Origin of the sequence: Paenibacillus sp. FSL H7-0756 (genome assembly GCF_038006765.1) — a bacterium.
Taxonomy (GTDB): Bacteria; Bacillota; Bacilli; order Paenibacillales; family Paenibacillaceae; genus Paenibacillus_AQ.
This window is the reverse complement of record NZ_JBBOVT010000001.1, coordinates 3,151,764-3,170,674: the sequence shown is the minus strand read 5'-3', so window position 1 is coordinate 3,170,674 and position 18,911 is coordinate 3,151,764. Positions and strand designations below refer to the sequence as shown.

General features: G+C 54.8%; 16 protein-coding genes and 1 riboswitch. Of the genes, 8 read left to right on the top strand and 8 right to left on the bottom strand.

Annotated features, from left to right (window positions below; all coding sequences use genetic code 11):
* The first annotated feature begins 39 nt into the window (after window positions 1-39).
* The 4 genes from NST04_RS13805 to NST04_RS13790 all read left to right on the top strand — a co-directional run bounded on the left by NST04_RS13805 (window position 40) and on the right by NST04_RS13790 (window position 6,458).
* A complete protein-coding gene (locus NST04_RS13805) occupies window positions 40-1,662 on the top strand; it encodes a response regulator transcription factor (protein WP_341184709.1) in 1,623 nt (540 codons plus the stop codon).
* A gap of 74 nt (window positions 1,663-1,736) precedes the next feature.
* Window positions 1,737-2,264, top strand: a complete 528-nt coding sequence (locus NST04_RS13800) for a phosphotransferase-like protein (RefSeq protein ID WP_341184708.1) — start codon at window positions 1,737-1,739, stop codon at window positions 2,262-2,264.
* Between the two features lie 786 nt (window positions 2,265-3,050).
* A complete protein-coding gene (locus NST04_RS13795; protein ID WP_341184707.1) occupies window positions 3,051-4,046 on the top strand; it encodes a LacI family DNA-binding transcriptional regulator in 996 nt (331 codons plus the stop codon).
* 117 nt (window positions 4,047-4,163) lie between these two features.
* A complete protein-coding gene (locus NST04_RS13790; RefSeq protein ID WP_341184706.1) occupies window positions 4,164-6,458 on the top strand; it encodes an alpha-galactosidase in 2,295 nt (764 codons plus the stop codon).
* 182 nt (window positions 6,459-6,640) lie between these two features.
* On the opposite strand, the gene NST04_RS13785 is transcribed toward NST04_RS13790, so the two are convergent.
* Window positions 6,641-8,071 (bottom strand): flotillin family protein, encoded by a 1,431-nt coding sequence (locus NST04_RS13785; protein WP_341184705.1) that lies wholly within the window; start codon window positions 8,069-8,071, stop codon window positions 6,641-6,643.
* A gap of 18 nt (window positions 8,072-8,089) precedes the next feature.
* The gene (locus NST04_RS13780; protein WP_341184704.1) at window positions 8,090-8,644 is read right to left on the bottom strand and encodes a hypothetical protein; all 555 of its coding nucleotides are present in this window, start codon (window positions 8,642-8,644) and stop codon (window positions 8,090-8,092) included.
* A 487-nt stretch (window positions 8,645-9,131) separates the two neighbouring features.
* A riboswitch (cyclic di-AMP (ydaO/yuaA leader) is annotated at window positions 9,132-9,314 on the bottom strand.
* Window positions 9,315-9,902: 588 nt separating this feature from the next.
* Between NST04_RS13780 and NST04_RS13775 the strand changes: the two genes are divergently transcribed.
* The 3 genes from NST04_RS13775 (at window position 9,903) to NST04_RS13765 (ending at window position 13,651) form a co-directional block, all read left to right on the top strand.
* On the top strand, window positions 9,903-10,529 hold the full coding sequence (locus NST04_RS13775) for a TetR/AcrR family transcriptional regulator (protein ID WP_341184703.1): 627 nt from the start codon (window positions 9,903-9,905) through the stop codon (window positions 10,527-10,529).
* Between the two features lie 29 nt (window positions 10,530-10,558).
* Window positions 10,559-13,003 carry an MMPL family transporter gene (locus NST04_RS13770; protein ID WP_341184702.1) on the top strand — a complete coding sequence of 815 codons (2,445 nt, stop codon included), beginning with the start codon at window positions 10,559-10,561 and terminating at the stop codon, window positions 13,001-13,003.
* A gap of 225 nt (window positions 13,004-13,228) precedes the next feature.
* A complete protein-coding gene (locus tag NST04_RS13765; RefSeq protein ID WP_341184701.1) occupies window positions 13,229-13,651 on the top strand; it encodes a GNAT family N-acetyltransferase in 423 nt (140 codons plus the stop codon).
* 79 nt (window positions 13,652-13,730) lie between these two features.
* Here NST04_RS13765 and NST04_RS13760 read toward each other — a convergent pair whose 3' ends face one another.
* The 3 genes from NST04_RS13760 to NST04_RS13750 are packed head-to-tail and all read right to left on the bottom strand — an operon-like array spanning window position 13,731 to window position 16,075.
* Window positions 13,731-14,180 carry a DUF1877 family protein gene (locus NST04_RS13760; RefSeq protein ID WP_341184700.1) on the bottom strand — a complete coding sequence of 150 codons (450 nt, stop codon included), beginning with the start codon at window positions 14,178-14,180 and terminating at the stop codon, window positions 13,731-13,733.
* A 44-nt stretch (window positions 14,181-14,224) separates the two neighbouring features.
* Window positions 14,225-15,667, bottom strand: a complete 1,443-nt coding sequence (gene cls, locus NST04_RS13755) for a cardiolipin synthase (protein ID WP_341184699.1) — start codon at window positions 15,665-15,667, stop codon at window positions 14,225-14,227.
* Window positions 15,668-15,703: 36 nt separating this feature from the next.
* Complete coding sequence (locus NST04_RS13750) at window positions 15,704-16,075, bottom strand: winged helix-turn-helix transcriptional regulator (RefSeq protein WP_341184698.1); 372 nt, start codon at window positions 16,073-16,075, stop codon at window positions 15,704-15,706.
* A gap of 169 nt (window positions 16,076-16,244) precedes the next feature.
* On the opposite strand from NST04_RS13750, the gene NST04_RS13745 reads away from it, so the two are divergent.
* Window positions 16,245-16,832: an NAD(P)H oxidoreductase gene (locus NST04_RS13745; RefSeq protein WP_341184697.1), complete on the top strand. Its 588-nt coding sequence runs from the start codon at window positions 16,245-16,247 to the stop codon at window positions 16,830-16,832.
* A 22-nt stretch (window positions 16,833-16,854) separates the two neighbouring features.
* Here the strand turns inward: NST04_RS13745 and NST04_RS13740 are convergent, their stop codons facing one another.
* The 3 genes from NST04_RS13740 to NST04_RS13730 form a co-directional block, all read right to left on the bottom strand.
* Window positions 16,855-17,736 (bottom strand): PhzF family phenazine biosynthesis protein, encoded by an 882-nt coding sequence (locus NST04_RS13740; protein ID WP_341184696.1) that lies wholly within the window; start codon window positions 17,734-17,736, stop codon window positions 16,855-16,857.
* A gap of 67 nt (window positions 17,737-17,803) precedes the next feature.
* Entirely contained in the window at window positions 17,804-18,640 is an 837-nt protein-coding gene (locus NST04_RS13735) for an alpha/beta fold hydrolase (protein WP_341184695.1), read from the bottom strand.
* Window positions 18,637-18,849 (bottom strand): hypothetical protein, encoded by a 213-nt coding sequence (locus tag NST04_RS13730; protein ID WP_341184694.1) that lies wholly within the window; start codon window positions 18,847-18,849, stop codon window positions 18,637-18,639. The genes NST04_RS13735 and NST04_RS13730 overlap by 4 nt, the downstream gene beginning before the upstream one ends.
* Window positions 18,850-18,911 lie beyond the last annotated feature (62 nt).

Genomic DNA, 18,911 nt, shown 5'->3' with positions numbered 1-18,911 from the left:
CCCCCGGCGCCCTGCAAACTGAGCAAGGATGTGATGAGCTTGATCAAATTATTAATCGCAGATGATGAAGCCCTGGTCTGCATCGGACTCCAGTCCATGCTGAAATGGGAGCAATATAACATTGAAATCGTCGGCATCGCCCACAACGGTGCGCAGGAGGAAGAGATGATCGACACCCTCCGCCCGGACATCGTAATCAGCGATATCAAAATGCCGATTAAAAGCGGCCTCGAGGTTGCCGGCTCGGTCCGCCGCAAGTACGGGCGGCTTCCGCTGTTCATCATGCTGACCAGCTACGAGGAATTCCAGTATGCGCGCGGAGCGATTGAGGTCCAGGCCACCGATTACCTGGTGAAGCTGGAGCTGACCCCGGAGGCGCTGGGCGAATCGATCCGCCGGGCCATTAGTATCCTGGAGGAGTATCAGACGATAGAGAGCTATCCGAAGCTGGTCCACCGCGGCAATCTCCAGGCCCAGCGGGATAAATTCTTCATCCGGCTGTTAAGCGGCCTGTTCGAGAACAAGAACCAGTATCTGCTGCAAAAGGAGGATCTGGAGGTGGACCTCTCCGCGCCGGCCTATCTGGTCTGCACCTGCCGCATTCTCGGACCGGACACCGTCCCGCCGCGCGGGGATAAGCTGGTGGCCTTATGCTCAAGCACGGTACAGATGGCGAAGGATACGCTCTCTTCGCTTAGCGCCTGCTATGTAACCAGTCTGGATCTGCGCAACTTCGCGCTGATTCTGCCGGTTGCGGGACCTGATCCGCAGCTCTGGATGCCTGACATTCAGAAGCAACTGGCGGATATGGCTTCCGTGCTGCATAATTATTTCAACGTGACCATTATCGGGGCGATCGGCTTCGCGGCGGAAGATCCGTTTTTGCTGCAGGGGAGCTATCTAGCTGCCCGGAAGGCGCTGCCCGCCGCCGTGAAGGAGCGCTCCTTCGTCTTCTTCACGGAAGGCGAAGCCCCGCTGCAGGAGCAGCTTCTGTTTGACTTCTCGGAGTCTCGGCTGGAGATCCGCAGAGCTTTTGAAGAAATGGATACCCGCGCCCTGCACAGTATTATCTCCCGGATGATCGAGAGCTTCGACGGACGGGACGACCTGCTCGTTCCCGCCACCGATGCTGCCTGCAACATTCTGTATATGGCGACCTCCCTGCTAGCGGACGGCGAGAACATGGTGGAGCAGATCTTCGAACAGGAGCCGGAGGGTTACCGGGCGATCTACCAGATGCATACGATTGAGGAGATTATCGTCTGGCTCGTCCAGTTCCGGGACGGCTGCGTCCGGATGCTCGCCACCCGCAGACAGAGCTATAAGGAGCAGGTGGTGAAGAATGTCCAGGAGTATATCAAAAGAAATCTCGGCACCAAGCTCTCGCTTCATCAGGTGGCGGATGTGTTCAACTTCAGCCCCAACTACCTGAGCCACCTGTTCTCCAAGGTCGCCAAAGTGAACTATGTTGAGTATATCACAGAGACCAAAATCAACGCCGCCAAGGAGATGATGGTCCGCGGCGAAGGCCGGATCTACGAAATCTCCCAGAAGCTCGGCTATGAGAGCGCCTTCTATTTCAGCAAGGTATTCAAGAAGGTCACCGGGCTCTCCCCCCGGGATTATATGCAGCAGATTGAGGGGAATGCGGGAGGAGAGTAACGAAGGGAATAAGAGTAATGAAGGGAATAAACGAAGGAAGAAATTAAACGAAGCATGAAAGGAAGGAAAGGCAAATGAACCAAGGACAAATCGTATTTCTAAACGGAGTGACCAGCTCCGGCAAAACCTCAATCGTCGAAGCCATACAAGCGAGATCACCGGAATTCTTTTATGTGGTAGCCAATGATCTCTTCGAAGAGACGATCGGGGAACGCTACCTGCGTGAAGATTACTGGAAGTATCTTAGCGAAGCGATTATCATGATGTATCATACCGCCAAACTATTCTCGGATCATGGCAAGCATGTGCTGATTGACGGCATTATCGTGGAACGTCCCGGACTTGCGCCTCATTATGAGAAGGTAAAGGAGATTTTCAGCGGATACCCGCTATCCATTATTGAAGTATTCTGTCCTCTGGACATCTGCCGCCAGCGCAACCTTGCCCGGGAGCACCGGAGTGAAGACCAGTCGGAGGAGCAGCACAAGCTGATGGCCCGGGACATCGGGTATGGCTTCAAGGTGAACACGCATGAGAACACTTCTGAAGAGTGTGCGGATCTGATTGTGGGACATTTGTTCGGTGAGCATGCTGTAGGGTGATAGGGATGAGATAACTTTATTTGCTCGAAAAAAATGGACGAGGCTGCCTAAATAGGCTGCCTTTTTTTATTTGCGTACAAACGGAATAGTAGGCTGTGACATAGCTGTCTCCAAAGAGCAAGGGCTGAACAACAAAGCAAGACCTGTTGGGGGCTTGTTTGGGGCTTGTTCCAAACTCCTCCTAGGCTTACTTGGCATCTGGCGGACTGATATGACGCTATAACGCGAAAAAACCAACTTTTCTTATGTTTGCGGACTCAGGAGCGCCTATTTGACCATTTGCAGCTATAAATGAGGAGTAATAGGTTAGTTAACGGCCACTGAGTCCGCCCGGCCTGCCTAACCGTGTAATTTGGTGCTGATAAGGGCCTTCCAGTCCGCGAGGATGTTGGGGCGGGGCTAGGCGATGGGCGATGAGTGATGGGCGATGAGTGATGGGCGATGAGTGATGGGCGATGGGCGATGAGTGGTGGGCGATGAGCGATGGGCGATGAGTGGCGGGCGATGAGCGATGGGCGATGAGCGATGGGCGATGAGTGGCGGGCGATGAGCGATGGGCGATGGGCCGTACGACGAAATAGTGACGGGGTTATACGACGATAAGGCGGTACGTAGATGGGGCGGCGGCGATGAGGCGATGAGGCGATGAGGCGATACGGCGGTGCTCCTGCGTCCAATCCCCTCCCATGTAAGCGCTCGTCAAAATCTGCTTGAAAGAACTCCAAAGGGATGATAGGATTAAGGTGAAGATTTAGTAAATTTATTAACTAAAAAGGCGTGATCAGCTTGGCAACGATTAAAGATATCGCCCGGGAGGCCGGCGTATCAGCCGCAACCGTATCCAGAGTGCTAAATAACGACCTGTCCCTGGCTGTCAGCGAGGAGACGCGCAGCCGCGTATTCACCGTGGCCGGGCAGCTGGGCTACAAGCCCTCACGGGTACGGCAACTGAAGCGGGAGAATGAGCTGGGCAGCAAGACCGTCACGCTTCTGCTCTGGTGTTCAGCCGAAGAGGAACGGGACGACCCTTATTACGGCTCCATCCGGCGCGGCGTGGAGCTGCGCTGTGAGGAGCTGGGCATCCGGCTGGGCCAGACGCTGCGCGGACACAGCACGCCAGCCCCGCTCCGGCCCGCCGGTGACGGGCTTATCGTAGTCGGCGGAAGCTTCCAGCCGGGAGAGCTTGCGAAGCTGCACCAGGATACAAGCACCACGGTGCTTGTCGATCATTACTCGGAGCGCCCGGAATACGACTCCGTGCGGACCCATTTCCGGCAGGCTGTCGATCAGGCGCTGGGCCATCTGCTGGAGCTGGGTCACCGCGAGATCGCCTTCATCGGAGGCGGCAGCGGAGAGGAACGCCGCAGGCATCATTACACCCGGATCATGCAGAGCCAGGGCTGTTATGATCCGGCGCTGATCCGCACGGGAAGCTGGACCAGTGCTGACGGCTACCGGATGATGAGCGAGCTGCTGGCAGGTGTAAAGCGGCCTACGGCCTGCTTCGCCGCCAGTGATCCGCTGGCGGTCGGCGCCCTGCGTGCCCTGCATGATTACGGGATACAGGTGCCTGCCGGGATGGCTGTCGTCGGCTTCGATGATATCGAGATGGCAGCCTATGTTCAGCCTCCACTGACAACGGTCCGCGCCTACCCCGAGCAGATGGGCAAAGCAGCAGTTCAATTACTTGCCGAGCGGTTCGAAGGACGCGAAGCTCCTTCGCATACGATGATCGGCACGAAGCTGATTGTCCGCGAGACCAGCGGCGGGATAGCGGATTAGCCGCAGCCCGGTTTCACAGCAATCGCAGATTGCCTTTTCCAAGATATCCGCAGAAGTCCCGCTCAAGCTGGTCCAGATATTCAGACCTTATCCCAACATACAAGGAGTGTTAAGATCATGAACATTTTTGCAGATGAATCGCAAGGGTTGTTTCACCTTCAGTCCAAAGACACCAGCTACATCATCCAACTGGTAGAGGGTTACCCTGCCCATGTCTACTGGGGCGCACGGCTCCGTCATGATGACAGTCTGGCCGGAGCACTGGAGCTGCGTGAACGCGCCTCCTTCTCGCCAACCCCGCTGCCGCAAAAGCCCGCCCTCTCGCTGGATGCACTCCCGCAGGAGTATCCGCAGTATGGTACAAGTGATTTTCGCCGGCCGGCTTATCAGGTTCAGCTTGCAGACGGCACGCGGATCTCAGAGCTGCAATATGCAGGCTATGTAATCACGCCGGGCAAGCCGGCACTGGACGGACTGCCTGCGGTCTATGCAGAGAGCGAAGCAGAAGCCCTCACGCTTGAGCTCACCCTGAAGGATGATTACGCCGGTCTGACGGTCAGACTGCTCTATACGGTGTTCGCTGACCATCAGGCGGTTACCCGCTCTGTACGTTTCGAGCATAACGGTGAAGCCCCGTTCCGGCTGGAGCAGGCGCTTAGCGCATCGGTGGATTTTGCCGATTCTGCCTATGACACCCTACACCTGAGCGGCGCATGGGCCAGAGAACGCCATGTCCAGCGCCACCCGCTTAACCCCGGGGCCGCGCTGTCTCTGGAGAGCCGCCGCGGATCAAGCAGCCATCAGGTCAATCCTTTCCTCGCGCTTCTGCGCCCGGGTGCAGATGAAGACCAGGGTGATGTCTATGGCTTCAGCCTCGTCTACAGCGGCAGCTTCAGCGCTACTGCTGAGGTGGAGCAGTTCGGACAGACCCGTGTAAGCATCGGGATTAATCCGTTCGACTTCTCCTGGCTGCTGGAGCCGGGCCAATCCTTCCAGACCCCGGAGGCCGTGCTTGTCTATTCCAGCGAAGGCATCGGCGGCATGTCGCGCACCTATCACCGGCTGTACCGGACCCGGCTCTGCCGCGGTGTTCACCGTGATCAGGCCCGGCCGATTCTGGTCAACAACTGGGAGGCGACTTACTTCGACTTCAATGCGGACAAAATCGCAACCATCGCCAAAGCAGCAGGCCCGCTCGGCATTGAGCTATTCGTCCTTGACGACGGCTGGTTCGGCAGACGCGATAAGGACAACAGCTCGCTCGGCGACTGGTTCGAGGACCGCCGCAAGCTGCCTGAAGGTCTGGCGGATCTGGCAGACCGGGTCAATAAGGAAGGCGTACAGTTCGGTCTATGGGTAGAGCCGGAGATGGTTTCGCCGGATAGTGAGCTATACCGCAAGCACCCGGACTGGTGCCTGCATGCCGAGGGACGCCGCCGCACGGAAGGCCGCAACCAGCTGATCCTGGATCTCTCCCGCCCGGAGGTATGTGACTATCTGTATGAGACGCTAAGCGCGGTCTTTTCCAGTGCCCCGATCCGCTATATCAAGTGGGACATGAACCGTAACATGACCGAGATTGCATCAGTGAAGGCCGCCCCGGAGCGGCAAAAAGAAACCACCCACCGCTATATGCTCGGCCTGTATAATCTGCTGGAACGCCTGACCTCGCGCTTCCCTGACATTCTGTTCGAGAGCTGCTCCGGCGGCGGCGGCCGGTTCGATCCGGGCATGCTGTTCTATATGCCGCAGACCTGGACCAGCGACAACACCGATGCGGTGGAGCGCCTGGCGATTCAGTACGGCACTAGCATCGTCTATCCGGCCAGCAGCATGGGCGCGCATGTATCTGACGTTCCGAACCATCAGGTAGACCGCATTACTTCCCTCGCTACGCGCGGCGATGTGGCGATGAGCGGTAACTTCGGCTACGAGCTGGACCTCACCAGGTTCACCGAAGCCGAGAAGGACCTGGCCGCCCGGCAGATTGCCCAGTACAAGGAAATCCGCAAACTGGTGCAGCAAGGGGATATGTACCGTCTGCTAAGTCCGTTCGAGGGCAGCGGTGAGACCGCCTGGATGTTCGTCAGCGAGGACAAGACCGAGGCCTTCGTCGCTTACTTCCGTGTACTCGCGAGACCTAATCCGCCAATCTCGCGCCTTACGCTCAAGGGACTGAATCCGGAGCTGGATTACGTCATCGAGACCGGGGCTGCCGGCAGCAACGAGCATGTCCACGGCGGCGCTGAAGCTGCTGCGGCAGCTGGAGGCGATAGCTCCGGTCCGTTCCAGACGGCCTTTGACGGTACACCGCTCGGCGGCGACCGCCTGATGCGCATCGGCCTTGTAGTCTCCGACCTGCGCGGAGATTACGCAAGCTGCACTTACCGCCTGAGAGCGGTGCAGCGCTGATCTACAGCTTGCTTTTCATTATAAGGCTGCTGCTTCGTACAGCTTCGTACTGCTTAAGGCATACCACAGGCGTCAGCCTCCTTTTGGAGATTGACGCCTGTTTTTTTGGTGGAGAGATGCAGTCAGGAAGGCGGCTTTGCTGCCGGTTCATTAACTACTTACTACCTCCCCCTATTCCTCATCTACTCCTGTCCATGTTCATGATCCCGGCCAAATAACCCGCTGAGCGCCTCTGTTACGTCCATGCCGGTAAGTGTCTTGGTCAGCTCAGGCACCTGGGCCATGATTTTGGCGATATCGCCGGTAATTTTGTTCACGCCAGAGGAAGCGCCGTCCTGAGAGATGACCGTGATCTTGTCTACCTTGGCTAGCGGGGAGGCGATTTTCTCAGCCAGCTCCGGCAGGATTTTCAGAAATTCCACGGTCAGGGCAGCTTGAGTGAACTGTTTGTACGCCTCAGCCTTCTTCTGTAGTGCTCCCGCTTCCGCCGCTCCGGCGAGCTGTACGATCTCTGCATTCGCCTTCCCTTTTGCCAGCTCCGCCTCTGCTGTTGCCAGTCCGCGCTTGGTTGTGGTAGCTGCCTCGGCTTCCGCCTCCAGAATCTGCCGCTGCTTGGCGGCTTCTGCTCTCATGATCGTCGCCTGATTCTCCGCCTGGGCAGGCTTGATTACCGTCGCCTCCAGCTCCTTCTGCTTCAGCTCGACCTCAATCTCCCGGACTGTGCGGTTGGCTTCGGCCTCCATCTGAGTGATTTTCACCTGTTCCGTAACCAGTGACTGCTTGATCTTGTTCTGCTGCAATTCGTACGCCAGATCCGCTTGCGCCTTCTTCACCTCGGTCTCCAGCTTGAAATCCGCCTGCTTAATATTCAGCTCCTTCTCGAACAGGGATTCCTTCGCACGGGCGGCGGTTCCCGCTTCTATGGTCGCCTGATGGGCATTGGCTTTGGCAATGGAGGATTCCTTCTCCGCTTCGGCCTGCTTGATCTGAATGTCGCGTTCGGCTTCGGCCTTGGCAATACTGGCGTCGCGGCGGATACGCTCAATCTCGGGCACCCCCATATTGTCGATGTACCCTTTGTCGTCGGTAATCTTCTTGATGGTGAAGCTGACCACCTCCAGCCCCATTTTGTCGAGATCCTCTGAGCAGGTCTCCCGCATCTTGCTGTTGATTTCGTCTGGGGTCTTGAGTATGGATTCTACACTGAGCTGGCCGATGAGGCCGCGCAGATGACCCTCCACCGAATGCAAAATAATCGTCTCACGGTCCTCTTCCGGCCGGTCAATGAACTGTTCACTGGCAGTGAGAATCGCGGTTGGATCGCTTTTAATCTTAATTTGGGCGACTGCCTCCAGGTTCAGCTTGATGCCTTGACGAGAGAACATGGCCTGCGCCGGGATAACATCGAAGCTCATCAGCATCATGGAGATGGTTTTATTGTTCTGAAAGCCGGGGATGACGAACGTCCCGCCGCCCTGAACCACTCTTTTGCCGCCGAGACCGTATACGATCATGGCCTGATTGGGCGGAACCTTTTTATACGCGGTCACAATACTGGTTAACGCCAGCAGAATCACTACAACAATAGCTCCGGTTACATATAAAATTAACATTTGCTCCGACACTCCCCGTTAGTTATGTTCCATTTCCCGTTCGAACAGAGTGACCGCTGCGATCCCCTTATCCGTCTTCACAATAATCACCCGGTCGCCCCGCAGCAGCTGCTGGCCGGATTCCGCCCGCACGCCGATGGAGCGCATGGTCCCGTGCAGCACATACTTCATCTCTCCCACAGCCCCATCCGCTGCGGCGATGCTGATATACCCGAGCTGGCCGGCCGGATCATAATCCAGTTCACTCATACTGCTGTCATACCGGGTCATCACCCGTGCCAGCACGGTGTAGAGCAGAATGCCCGGCAGCAGGGCAATCAAAGTACAGACCAGCACTACGGCAAGCAATTGCATCCCGCTGTAATTGACAAGCATATACCCCGTGCCGCCCCAGACGGTGACAAACACCATCAACGGAAGAATCGGCAGGAAGCCCGGTCCACCCGCATCCCCGCCCCCGACATGCAGGTGGCCTGCCAGACCATGTCCATGAATGCTGCCGCTGAGGATAAGCAGGAGGCCCACCCAGAAGCAGACGATAAATACAGTAACGATGGTAACCCCTCCTTTCAATGTAATGTGATGATGCATTAGCTGACTATTTGGGTGATGCGGAAACAGACTAATGTGGTACATACAAGACTAATTCGTATTTAAATTGACTAATTAATGTTGTTATATGATTTAATTGTGCTTCTCTCCGTCACTATTTCCTTTAATTTTCACTTTAGGCTGCTTGGTTAGTAGGGGCTGAGACGCAACTTGGCATTGCCGGGATTCAGGTGCACTTGTGCTCTTCATTTGCTCGTTTAGCCAACATTGCCGGGATTCAGGTGCACTTGTGCTCTTCATCCTCCCACTTTCCTCTGCATTTGAGGGATTAATCCCTCTCATTTCCACCTCCAGCCCATTTTCAGCGCAATCTGAGGGATTAATCCCTCTCATTTCCGCATCCAGCCCATTTTCAGCGCAATTAGTGGGATTTATCCCTTTCCTGCACAACAAAAAGACCACAGCAGCAGCAGGGCTCTCCGTGGTCGGTTAATCGATCATGGCGCTCATCCTCTCTCTTCGAGGCTTACGGGGTTAGCTGACGGATTCGGACAGCGAGATTGCCCTACCTCACCAGAGCCATAGTAGCACGCTGGCAAGGATTCACCCCGGGTACTCAGCAGCCCATCCTTAAGCCGCCTGCACCAGTTGGTTCCCCCGTTCCCGTTACGGAATTCAGCCATTTCAAGAACAGTGTCATTTCATTCGGTTGTTGATTGAATCTTACGCCTGCAGCCATTTAATGTAAAACCTCACGGATGACAAAAGAAGCCAAAATTGCTGTCCCTTCGCGAATGAAGGCGCATTCTTCAGCTCTGCTCTTATCCGCCCGGGGATTTGCTCGCGCTATCGTCTGTTTACACCAACATTACTCATCCTCTCACTTACTCACCTACTCACTTACTCACCTAGTCATCTACTCATCTACTCATCTACTCACCTACTCACCTACTCACCTACTCACCTACTCACCTACTCACCTACTCACCTACTCACCTACTCACCTACTCATCTACTCACCTACTCATCTACTCACCTACTCATCTACGTACCTACGCACTTACTCGCCTACTCCACCATTTCTCATTATCCTCACAATGACTTCCTCCTAACTCATCCCTCATCCCCCACCTTTTTTCTCCAGCTCATTATTACAAATTTAAAACATTCACATTTCCGTCACTCGATGCTCATTGTGCAATCTTTCCCTTTGAGCAATAATAGAATCTATAGATTCTATAGCGCCTTTAACTTTTGAAGAAAGGAGGAACGTTGAAATTTGAATTCGAAACTGAATTTGCGGGACAAAAAAAAGGAAGCCACCTCCTACGCCTTAGCCGTAGCGGCCTTCGAGCTTGCGCTTGAGCATGGCATGGACGGCTTCATTGTCGACGATGTTGTTCAGAAGGCCGGGTATTCCCGGCGGACTTTTGCGAATTACTTCTCCTGTAAAGAAGAGGCAGTCGCTGCCTACTTCATTGGCATTATTGCTGTCCAAGAGAAAGAGGAAGAAAATAACCCGCTGGCTGCTCTGCCGCCCGATGCTACACCGCTCGATGCCCTGTACAATCTGCTGAAGCTGCAATTCACCTCGGAGTTCCTGCATAAGCTGCGGCAGTTCGTCTCCCTGGCGAATCAGTATCCGTCTCTGGAGCCTTACATTCTCAATGTCTTTCGGCATTTGCAGATCACCGCCCAGGACACGCTGGAGCAGTTCACCCGTGGACGGTATGCCGATGGATATACCCACCTGCTGGTAGGTGCTGTCTATGGGGCCTTCGTGCCTATCTTGGACGGACGGCTGAATGTCATGCTGCCAGGCGAACAGCTGAGTGAAGGCTCCGATGCCATGCTGTTTGAACAATACCTGAATTCCATGTTTGCTTATTTACGCAACGGCTTCTAAATTCACAGATAAAGAGGAGAAACCATTACATGTCTACCTTTCTATACCGCTTAGGAAAATCTGCTTATGCCAAGCCTTGGGCCTTCATTGCAGTCTGGATCATTGTACTCGGAGTTGTAGGCACCCTGATTGGAGTCAACGGCATTCAATCCAGCTCTGAGATGAAAATTGAAGGCACTGAGTCGCAAAAAGTGCTGGATAAGCTGACAAAAGAGCTGCCCGCTGCTGCCGGAGGGCAGGCAAGCATCGCCTTCACTGCTCCGGAAGGAGAACGTCTCGATACGCCTGAGCGTACTGCGCTGCTCCTGAAGGCCATTAATGATGTGTACAACATGGAATATGTCATCAACCCTATGGAGCTGGCAGCCCAAGCGGCTGCGGCGGCCCAGGGCGCCGGTGCTGACCCTTCCGCCGCTGATCCTTCTGCCGCCGCGGGCCAGGGCGCTGCCGCCGATCCTTCCGCCGCTGCCGATCCTTCCGCTGCGGCCGGCCAAGCTGCCGCCGACCCTTCCGCCGCTGCCGGCCAAGCCGCCGCCGCCGATCCTTCCGCCGCTGCGGGCCAGGGCGCTGCCGCTCAGGCAGCCCCGTTCGGCCCGCTGATGGCCGACGGGATGCCGGTTCCCGGCGTGATGCTGTCGGCTGACGGCAGCATTGCCCTGTTCCAGTTCCAGTTCACCGTTCAGCAGACATCTCTGCCATCGGATGTGCCGGATAATATCATCGATACCGTAGCCGAGGTCGAACAGTCCGGTTCAGGCATTACGGCGATTCCAAGCGACTCGCTCAAAAGCATGCCGGCCATCGGCTCCACAGAAGCGATCGGCGTGGCCGTTGCTGCCGTCGTATTGTTCCTGACACTGGGCTCAGTCGTAGCCGCAGGCCTGCCGCTGCTGACCGCGCTTCTCGGAGTCGGCATTAGCGTCGGAGGTGCGTTTGCCCTCGGCAGCCTGATCCAGATGAACGATATTACACCGGTTCTTGCCGTGATGATCGGTCTCGCCGTAGGGATCGACTACTCGCTGTTCATTGTGAACCGGCAACGCCGTCTGATCCTGGATGAGAAATTAAGCGCAGCGGAAGCAGCCAGCCGTGCTCTGGGCACCGCAGGCAGTGCTGTATTCTTCGCGGGTCTGACCGTTATTATCGCCCTGTGCGGCATGCTCGTCATTGGCATCGGCTTCTTATCGACAATGGCACTTGTGGCTGCGGCCAGTGTTCTGATCAACGTCCTGCTGGCCTTATCCCTGCTGCCTGCGCTGCTCGGACTGGTCGGTGAACGGATCGTAACTGCCAAAGCCCGGACCAAGCACAGCACCGCAGCCAAAAAATCACAGCACAGCTTCTCCCATCGCTGGGCGAATGCCACAGTGAAATACCGCTGGGCCATCATTGTACTCGTAGTGCTGGTGCTTGGCACAGCCGCAATTCCGGTGACCAAGATGGAGCTGGGTATTCCATCCGGCGCCTCGGCGAACCTGGATACTCCGGCCCGCCAGAGCTATGATGTCATCTCCAAAGGATTCGGCGAAGGCTTCAACGGCCCGCTGCTGCTGGTCGCTGAGACGAAGAATCCGTCTGAGAAGATCTCCATGCCAGTCCTGGGCAAGCTGGTTCAGGAGCTGCAAATGCACGATAATGTGACCCTAGTCTCTCCGCTTGGTGTCAGTCCCACCGGCGATATCGCTATTATCAGCCTAATTCCGAAGACGGGTCCCACTGACACCGCAACGAGAGATCTGGTGCAGGAGCTGCGCGATCCGAATTCCGCTCTGACCACCGGCAACAATATCAATCTTGGCGTGACCGGCTTCACCGCCATCAATATTGATATGTCCTCCAAGCTGTCCGATGCCTTCCCTGTATACATCGGGATCATCGTAATCCTGTCGCTGATCATTCTACTGCTGGTGTTCCGGTCGATTATCGTGCCAATCAAAGCGACCGTCGGCTTCGTGCTAAGTATTCTTGCCACCTTCGGCGTGACCACCGCCGTCTATCAATGGGGCTGGCTGCATTCGCTGTTCGGCTTCGATACCGGCGGACCGCTGCTCAGCTTCATGCCAATCCTGGTTACCGGTATTCTGTACGGACTCGCCATGGATTATCAGGTCTTCCTGGTCAGCTCCATGCGTGAAGCCTATGTCCACGGCCGCCATGGCAAGGACAGTGTCGTTCACGGCTATGATCTGGCCAGCCGGGTCGTACTGGCCGCAGGTGTGATTATGGTATCCGTCTTCGCAGGCTTCATCTTCGCCCCGGATGCGATGATTAAGCAGATCGGCTTCGCACTGGCCTTCGGCATCCTGATCGATGCCTTCATTGTCCGGATGACGCTGGTTCCGGCCGTCATGGCCGTCTTCGGCGACAAAGCCTGGTGGCTGCCGAAATGGCTGGACCGCCTGCTGCCGAATCTCGATGTCGAAGGCGATAAGCTGATCGCCAAGCTGAATGCCGAGAGCGGACACAACAAGTAGAAACGGCTTTGCCGTCCTAATAAGGACGGTACCGTTTCAGCGAGAAATAGAAGGATAAATTATCGTGTAAAACATATAAATTCTTCTATTTGCACTACATCTCCACGGAATAACGGACGGCACTCCCGCCGTTCTCCCTGTACAAATAGAGCCTGCGGCTTCGTCCGCAGGCTCTATTTTGATATAATGGCTATCATTGAATTCATATCCTAAGGAGGCATACCCATGAACATCATAGAACTGGACCTTGCTCAGAATCAGCAGGAAATCTCCAGGCTCCTGGAGGAACACAGCCGCCGCATGGACAGCAGCATTCCGCCTTATCAACGTGAGGTAATCTCCCTCGCCGCTTACGAGAACGGTATCTTCGTTGGCGGCATTACCGGGGAACTGGTCTGGAATATCCTGAACGTGCACTTACTGGCCGTTGATCCCGGATACAGGGGGCATGGACTCGGCGGAACTCTGCTGAAGGAGCTGGAAGCCAGAGCAGCGGGGCGCGGCTGTAAGGTTAGCGAATTGACAACGATGAGCTGGCAGGCACCGCATTTTTATCAGAAGCAGGGGTATGAGATCTTCGGTGAAATCAAGGACTGTCCGAATGAAGGCCAGACGAAATATTATCTTCAGAAAAAATTGCAGCCGTAACCCCCCACTCCTATGCAGAAACGGTACCTCCTTGTAACAAGGACAGTACCGTTTCTGTTAGCTATATAAGGAGGATAATTCAAGCCACACTGAAAATAACATGCTTCCCGGCAGCCGCTGCCCTCCGGTAAAAGTCCAGAAGTCCGGTAAACTCACTTGTCACCTGCTGCCTTAGCGCCTCTTCAATGTCACCTGTCTCCAGCGTATCTAAATCCACCTGCTGCATCGCTGCAATAATATCTTCCAGTTCATCCTGCTCCGTGCACGCGAAGAACCCGTCCTCCTCTTCCACCTCAAACACATGGACGCCGACAACCGCTTCACTTAACGGATCGCCTTCGATAGGCTCACTGGCTGAGACTCCGGTTAGCGCGAGATGCAGTTCCTCCCACAGCTTGTCGATATCGTAGTGTTCACTCCCGCCTTCAATCAGCTTCTCCAGCGTATCCATCAGCTCCGCCCCGTCCATCTCCATCATCCGCTCCAGCGTATCCTCATCCACCATCACGTATTGGCCCAGCATCCCCATCTGTCATTCCTCCTTTTATAGGTACGGCTGCATCACCAGTCTTCTTACAGAATAGGTGACAGCAGCCGGGAAATCCCCTCTTTCAGCTTAATTACCAGCGAGCGCTGCGCATAACGCTCCACGGTCAGCTCCGAGCACAGTTTGACATCATTCAGGAAAATGTCCTGGAGCTGTTCGGCAATCGCCCGGTCATACACAATGGCATTGACTTCGAAGTTCAGCCGGAAGCTGCGTGAATCAATATTCATCGTCCCGACAGAGGCAACCTCCCCGTCTGCGACAATCGTTTTGGCGTGCAGGAAGCCGTTCTCGTAGAGCAGGATTTTGGCCCCGTAATTCAGCAGATCTCCGGCATACGCCCAGGTGGCCCAATACACGAACGGATGGTCAGGCTTGTTAGGGATCATGATCTGCAGATCCACCCCGGAGAGCAGGGCGATTTTGCAGGCATCCATGAAGCTTGTGTCCGGTATGAAGTAAGGGGTCTGGATATACACGCTCTCCTTGGCTGACAGAATCAGCTTAATATACATGTTCTTAAGATGCTCCGTCGACGAATTGGGGCCGCTGGTAATGATCTGGACCGGGCTTGTCCCTGTATGCTGCTCCATGTTGAAGACGAATTCCCCGTAATCTCCGCGCTCATGCTTCCCGGCCTGATGCCAGTCGAGGATGAATCTGCCCTGGATATGGCTGACGGCGTTACCGGTAATCCGGAGATGAGTGTCCCGCCAATAGCCGAACTTCGGAACCTGCCCCAGATACTCATCCCCCACGTTGAACCCGCCGATATAGGCAATGCTTCCGTCAATAATGCACAGCTTGCGGTGATTCCTGTTGTTGATCCGGAAGTTCAGCGGCTTGATCAGGGACGGGAAGAACACTTCAACCTCGCCCCCTGCTGCACGCAACTCTCTGAAAAAATGCCGCGAAATCCGCTTCGATCCCACCTCATCATATAACAGCCGCACCTTCACCCCTTCCCGCGCCTTTCGGGTTAATTCATCCCTCAGCTGCTTGCCCAGAGCGTCCGGCTGAATGATGTAGTACTGAATATTGATCTCTGCGCGGGCTGAGCGGATATCCTCGAACAACGCGGCGAACTTCTGGTGGCCGTCACTGTAAATGACAATATCATTATCGTTAGATAACAAGCCGTGCGACGAGCGGATATTCATGTTGATGAGCTGGGCATAGTTCTGCAGCAGCTGCGACCTGTCATCCGCCCCTTCCGCAAAAGCTGCCAGCTGCTTGTCCGCTTCAGCCTGGACATATTCCTGCTCTTCGATGAAGAGCTTGTAGAAATTCTTCTTTTTGAGATTGCGCCCGAAAAAGATATACAAGACAAATCCCAGAATCGGGATGAAAAACAGCACCATCAGCCAGGCCCAGGTATACCCGGCCTCCCTGCGCTCAATGAACAGAAAGCCCAGGGCCAGAATGATGTTAATGAGGGTGACGACTGTGGTTAGACTTGCAAACTCCATGCTCTTTCCCCTTTCCTCTCTGTCTCTCTCTGCTGCCTAAAAGTCCTCCAGCACCTTGGACCTGTCGCCATGAATCCTGTCCAGGTGCTCCTCTCCCCAGTAGCATAACAGGTCCAGCGCGGGCTTCAGCCCCCAGCCGTAGGCCGTCAGCTCATACTCCACTCTGGGTGGAATCTCCTGATAGATGGTCCGCGAGATAATCTCATCGTTCTCCAGGCCTCTTAACTGGGCGGTCAGCACTTTCTGGGTGATGCCCGGAATGAGCCGCAGCAGCTCGGAGGTACGCTTCTGTCCGGTCATCAGATGGTAGATAATTAACGGCTTCCACTTGCCGCCCATCACTTCGAGCGCCGCCTCCACGCCGACTCTATACTTTTTGGGAACGCTATCGTCACTCTGTTCAGTCATTGCTTCTGCCTCCGTTATGTAGGGTACCTCAATGTTCCTATGGAACATACACCTTCCTATAGAACAGCAAAGTGCGTACTTCCGCATTATTTTATTCCTGTATATAATAGCATCAGCCAAGGAACATGGCTACAAACCTGCTGTTAAGAAAGGTAGTGAAGATACCAGCATGAGCATATTAATCGTCGTATCACACCCGAGACAGGATTCCCTGACCTTCCAGGCTGCCCGCCGTTTCGCAGAGGGGCTTACCGCAGCCGGACACGGCTATGAGATATTGGATTTACATGGGATTGGGTTTGACCCTGTTCTGCAAGGAATGGAGGAACTCCATATGACCGCAGGTGAACAGGAACAGCCCTATTCTCCTGAATTAGAGCGGGAAATGGAGCGGTTGCGGCAGCATGACGGCCTGGCATTTGTGTTTCCGCTGTGGTGGTGGCATCTGCCGGCCATGCTGAAGGGGTATATCGACCGGGTGGTGAACAACAGGGTTGCCTACGGTACAAATAATCTGCATGGTTATCGTGCACTGTGGCTGGCGCTGGCAGGCGTAACAGAGGCGCAGATGAAAAAGCGCAGCTATGATGAAGCAACCGCCCGTCTGCTTAACGTGGGAATTGCCGATTATTGCGGAATCACGGACTCCAGAGTAGAATTCCTCTACGATACTGCGAGTTCCGCACCCGGACACCGTGAGGCGTTGCTGGAACAGGCCTATCAGGCGGGATTACATTATGGCAAGGGGGAAAACTGACAAATCGCAGGAATAAGGGAGATCACAGAGTCACATTAAATTCATTCACATAAACGGCGTTGCCCGTCACTTCTATAGTATTGCCGTTGTCCGACACGGACACTCTGACTCTGCCGTCCCTGCCGATCTCTTGGCCCTGCTCGATCAGCAGCTCGAAGGAGGGGGCTTGTCCGCCGATGTACCTGGAATAATAAGCCCCCATCACCCCAGAGGCTGTGCCTGTAACCGGGTCCTCAATAGTCCCTGAGAAGGGGGAGGAGAAATGGCGAGCGTGCATATGTGCCTCTGGATCATTCGTCTCCAGGCAGAACGGGTGAATGGACGAGCGGGGCATCTCCTTCAGCACCTCTGGAAACCGCTTGTTGTCAGGCTGCATCCGGGTGAAGGCATCAAGGCTTGTAATCGGGACCAGTAAGGTCCACGTTCCAGTGCTGCCGTACATGGTCGGCAGGGTCTGATCAATATCACCGGGCTCAAGGCCGAGCGGGCGGGCCAGGTCCTCAAGTGATCCTTTAAAAGCTTCAAACTGCGGACTGGCCTGCCTCATCGTCATATAGAGTTCGCCGCTATCTTCTGTGATGCGGATGGGCAAGACTCCTGCCTTGGTCTCGATGGTTAACTCTTTTTTGTCCCCCAGCATCCCCTTGGTCTTCAGGGCATACAACAATGCCATGGTCCCGTGACCGCAGAGATTCATCTCATGCCCCGGGGTGAAATAACGGATTCTGAGATCCGCCTGGTTGGATTTTAACGGAAACGCCGTCTCATTGAAACCCACCTTCGCTGTAATCTCCTGCATTTGCTGCTCTGTAAGACCCTCGCTGTCCAAGACAACCCCTGCCGGGTTCCCTTTGTTCGGAATACTGCTGAATGCATCGTAATGATAGACTTTGATGTTCTGCACACCTGCACCGCCTGTCTTTTTTGAGTATTATGTTAGCATAAATTAATAGAATGTGAATTTAAGATATTTAGGCATTATGATTATCCCGCAGAAATTCTACAGTCAGCGCAGAGAACTTCTCAGGTTCTTCTATAAAAGGCAGGTGGCGGCCGTCCGGGAATATTATTTTCGTGGAACGTCTGATGCCTTTGTGCAGAATTTCTGCGGTCTCTCTATTGTATGGGTGGTCCAATGCGCCAATGAGGATAAGAACTGGTTGAGCAATCTCCGCTAATCTATGAATGGCATAAGGCTTAGGGACGCGCGATAGGCTTGGAGGGAACCGACAAAAGTTGCCGGGATTCCGCACATTGTCTATCGTTTTCTGTCTGGCCTTTTCTTTTGTTGCCGCAGGGAAGTAATAGTCCCAATAAGAATTAGCGATAAAATGGTCAATAGCTTGTTCAGCACCCTTCAGCCTGACCTGAATATGCTGTTTGATCCCCTGCCATAGCATCCTGGCGGGATAGCTGCGGCCGCTGACCGAAGGGGCTGCCAGAATGAGGCGGTCCACATAGCCTGGATAGACCAGCGTGAAATCGGTGGCTACGCTGCCGCCCAGGGATGAACCAACTAGAGTTACTTTTGTGAGGCCAAGGGTGTCCAGCAGCAGCTTCAGGTCCTCTACATGAGAGAACGAAGCGCGGGGAGTGTCCGAATGTCCGTAGCCCCGCAGATCATAGCCGATAACATCGTAGCTGGTGGAGAACCTCTCCATCTGCTCCTCCCATATCCGGTGGTCATTATAATTGCCATGGATAAATACGATCGTTTCGCCGCTGCCTCTGCGCTGATGGAACAACACTCCGCCTTCAACCTCTATGTATCCCGGACTCAACAACCACCCTTCGCCCCGTCCCTTCATAGCAGATCTGCCTTGTGCAGACTGTCTTCAATGATCGACCGCAGCACCTCAGAGACGGAATAGTCACCTCTGCCGCAGCTACGGTCAATTTCATTCCAAACTTCCTGCGGCAACGTCAGCGAGATTTTGCGCGTAACACCGATTGGTTTGCGGCCGGCACCTCTGCGTGCCCCGCCCTGTTTGCTTACCTTATTCACGCCGGTTGACACTTGGTTATCCTCCATCATTTATCACCCGCCATTATCATTACACATCGTGATGCCATGTTCAA

Bases quoted from the DNA above. Each gene is read 5' to 3' on its own strand.
- NST04_RS13735 (WP_341184695.1), bottom strand. From the start codon at position 18,640: ATGAAGGGACGGGGCGAAGGGTGGTTGTTGAGTCCGGGATACATAGAG.
- NST04_RS13790 (WP_341184706.1), top strand. From the start codon at position 4,164: ATGAACATTTTTGCAGATGAATCGCAAGGGTTGTTTCACCTTCAGTCC.
- NST04_RS13785 (WP_341184705.1), bottom strand. From the start codon at position 8,071: ATGTTAATTTTATATGTAACCGGAGCTATTGTTGTAGTGATTCTGCTG.
- NST04_RS13800 (WP_341184708.1), top strand. From the start codon at position 1,737: ATGAACCAAGGACAAATCGTATTTCTAAACGGAGTGACCAGCTCCGGC.
- NST04_RS13770 (WP_341184702.1), top strand. From the start codon at position 10,559: ATGTCTACCTTTCTATACCGCTTAGGAAAATCTGCTTATGCCAAGCCT.
- NST04_RS13750 (WP_341184698.1), bottom strand. From the start codon at position 16,075: ATGACTGAACAGAGTGACGATAGCGTTCCCAAAAAGTATAGAGTCGGC.
- NST04_RS13760 (WP_341184700.1), bottom strand. From the start codon at position 14,180: ATGGGGATGCTGGGCCAATACGTGATGGTGGATGAGGATACGCTGGAG.
- cls (WP_341184699.1), bottom strand. From the start codon at position 15,667: ATGGAGTTTGCAAGTCTAACCACAGTCGTCACCCTCATTAACATCATT.
- NST04_RS13745 (WP_341184697.1), top strand. From the start codon at position 16,245: ATGAGCATATTAATCGTCGTATCACACCCGAGACAGGATTCCCTGACC.
- NST04_RS13765 (WP_341184701.1), top strand. From the start codon at position 13,229: ATGAACATCATAGAACTGGACCTTGCTCAGAATCAGCAGGAAATCTCC.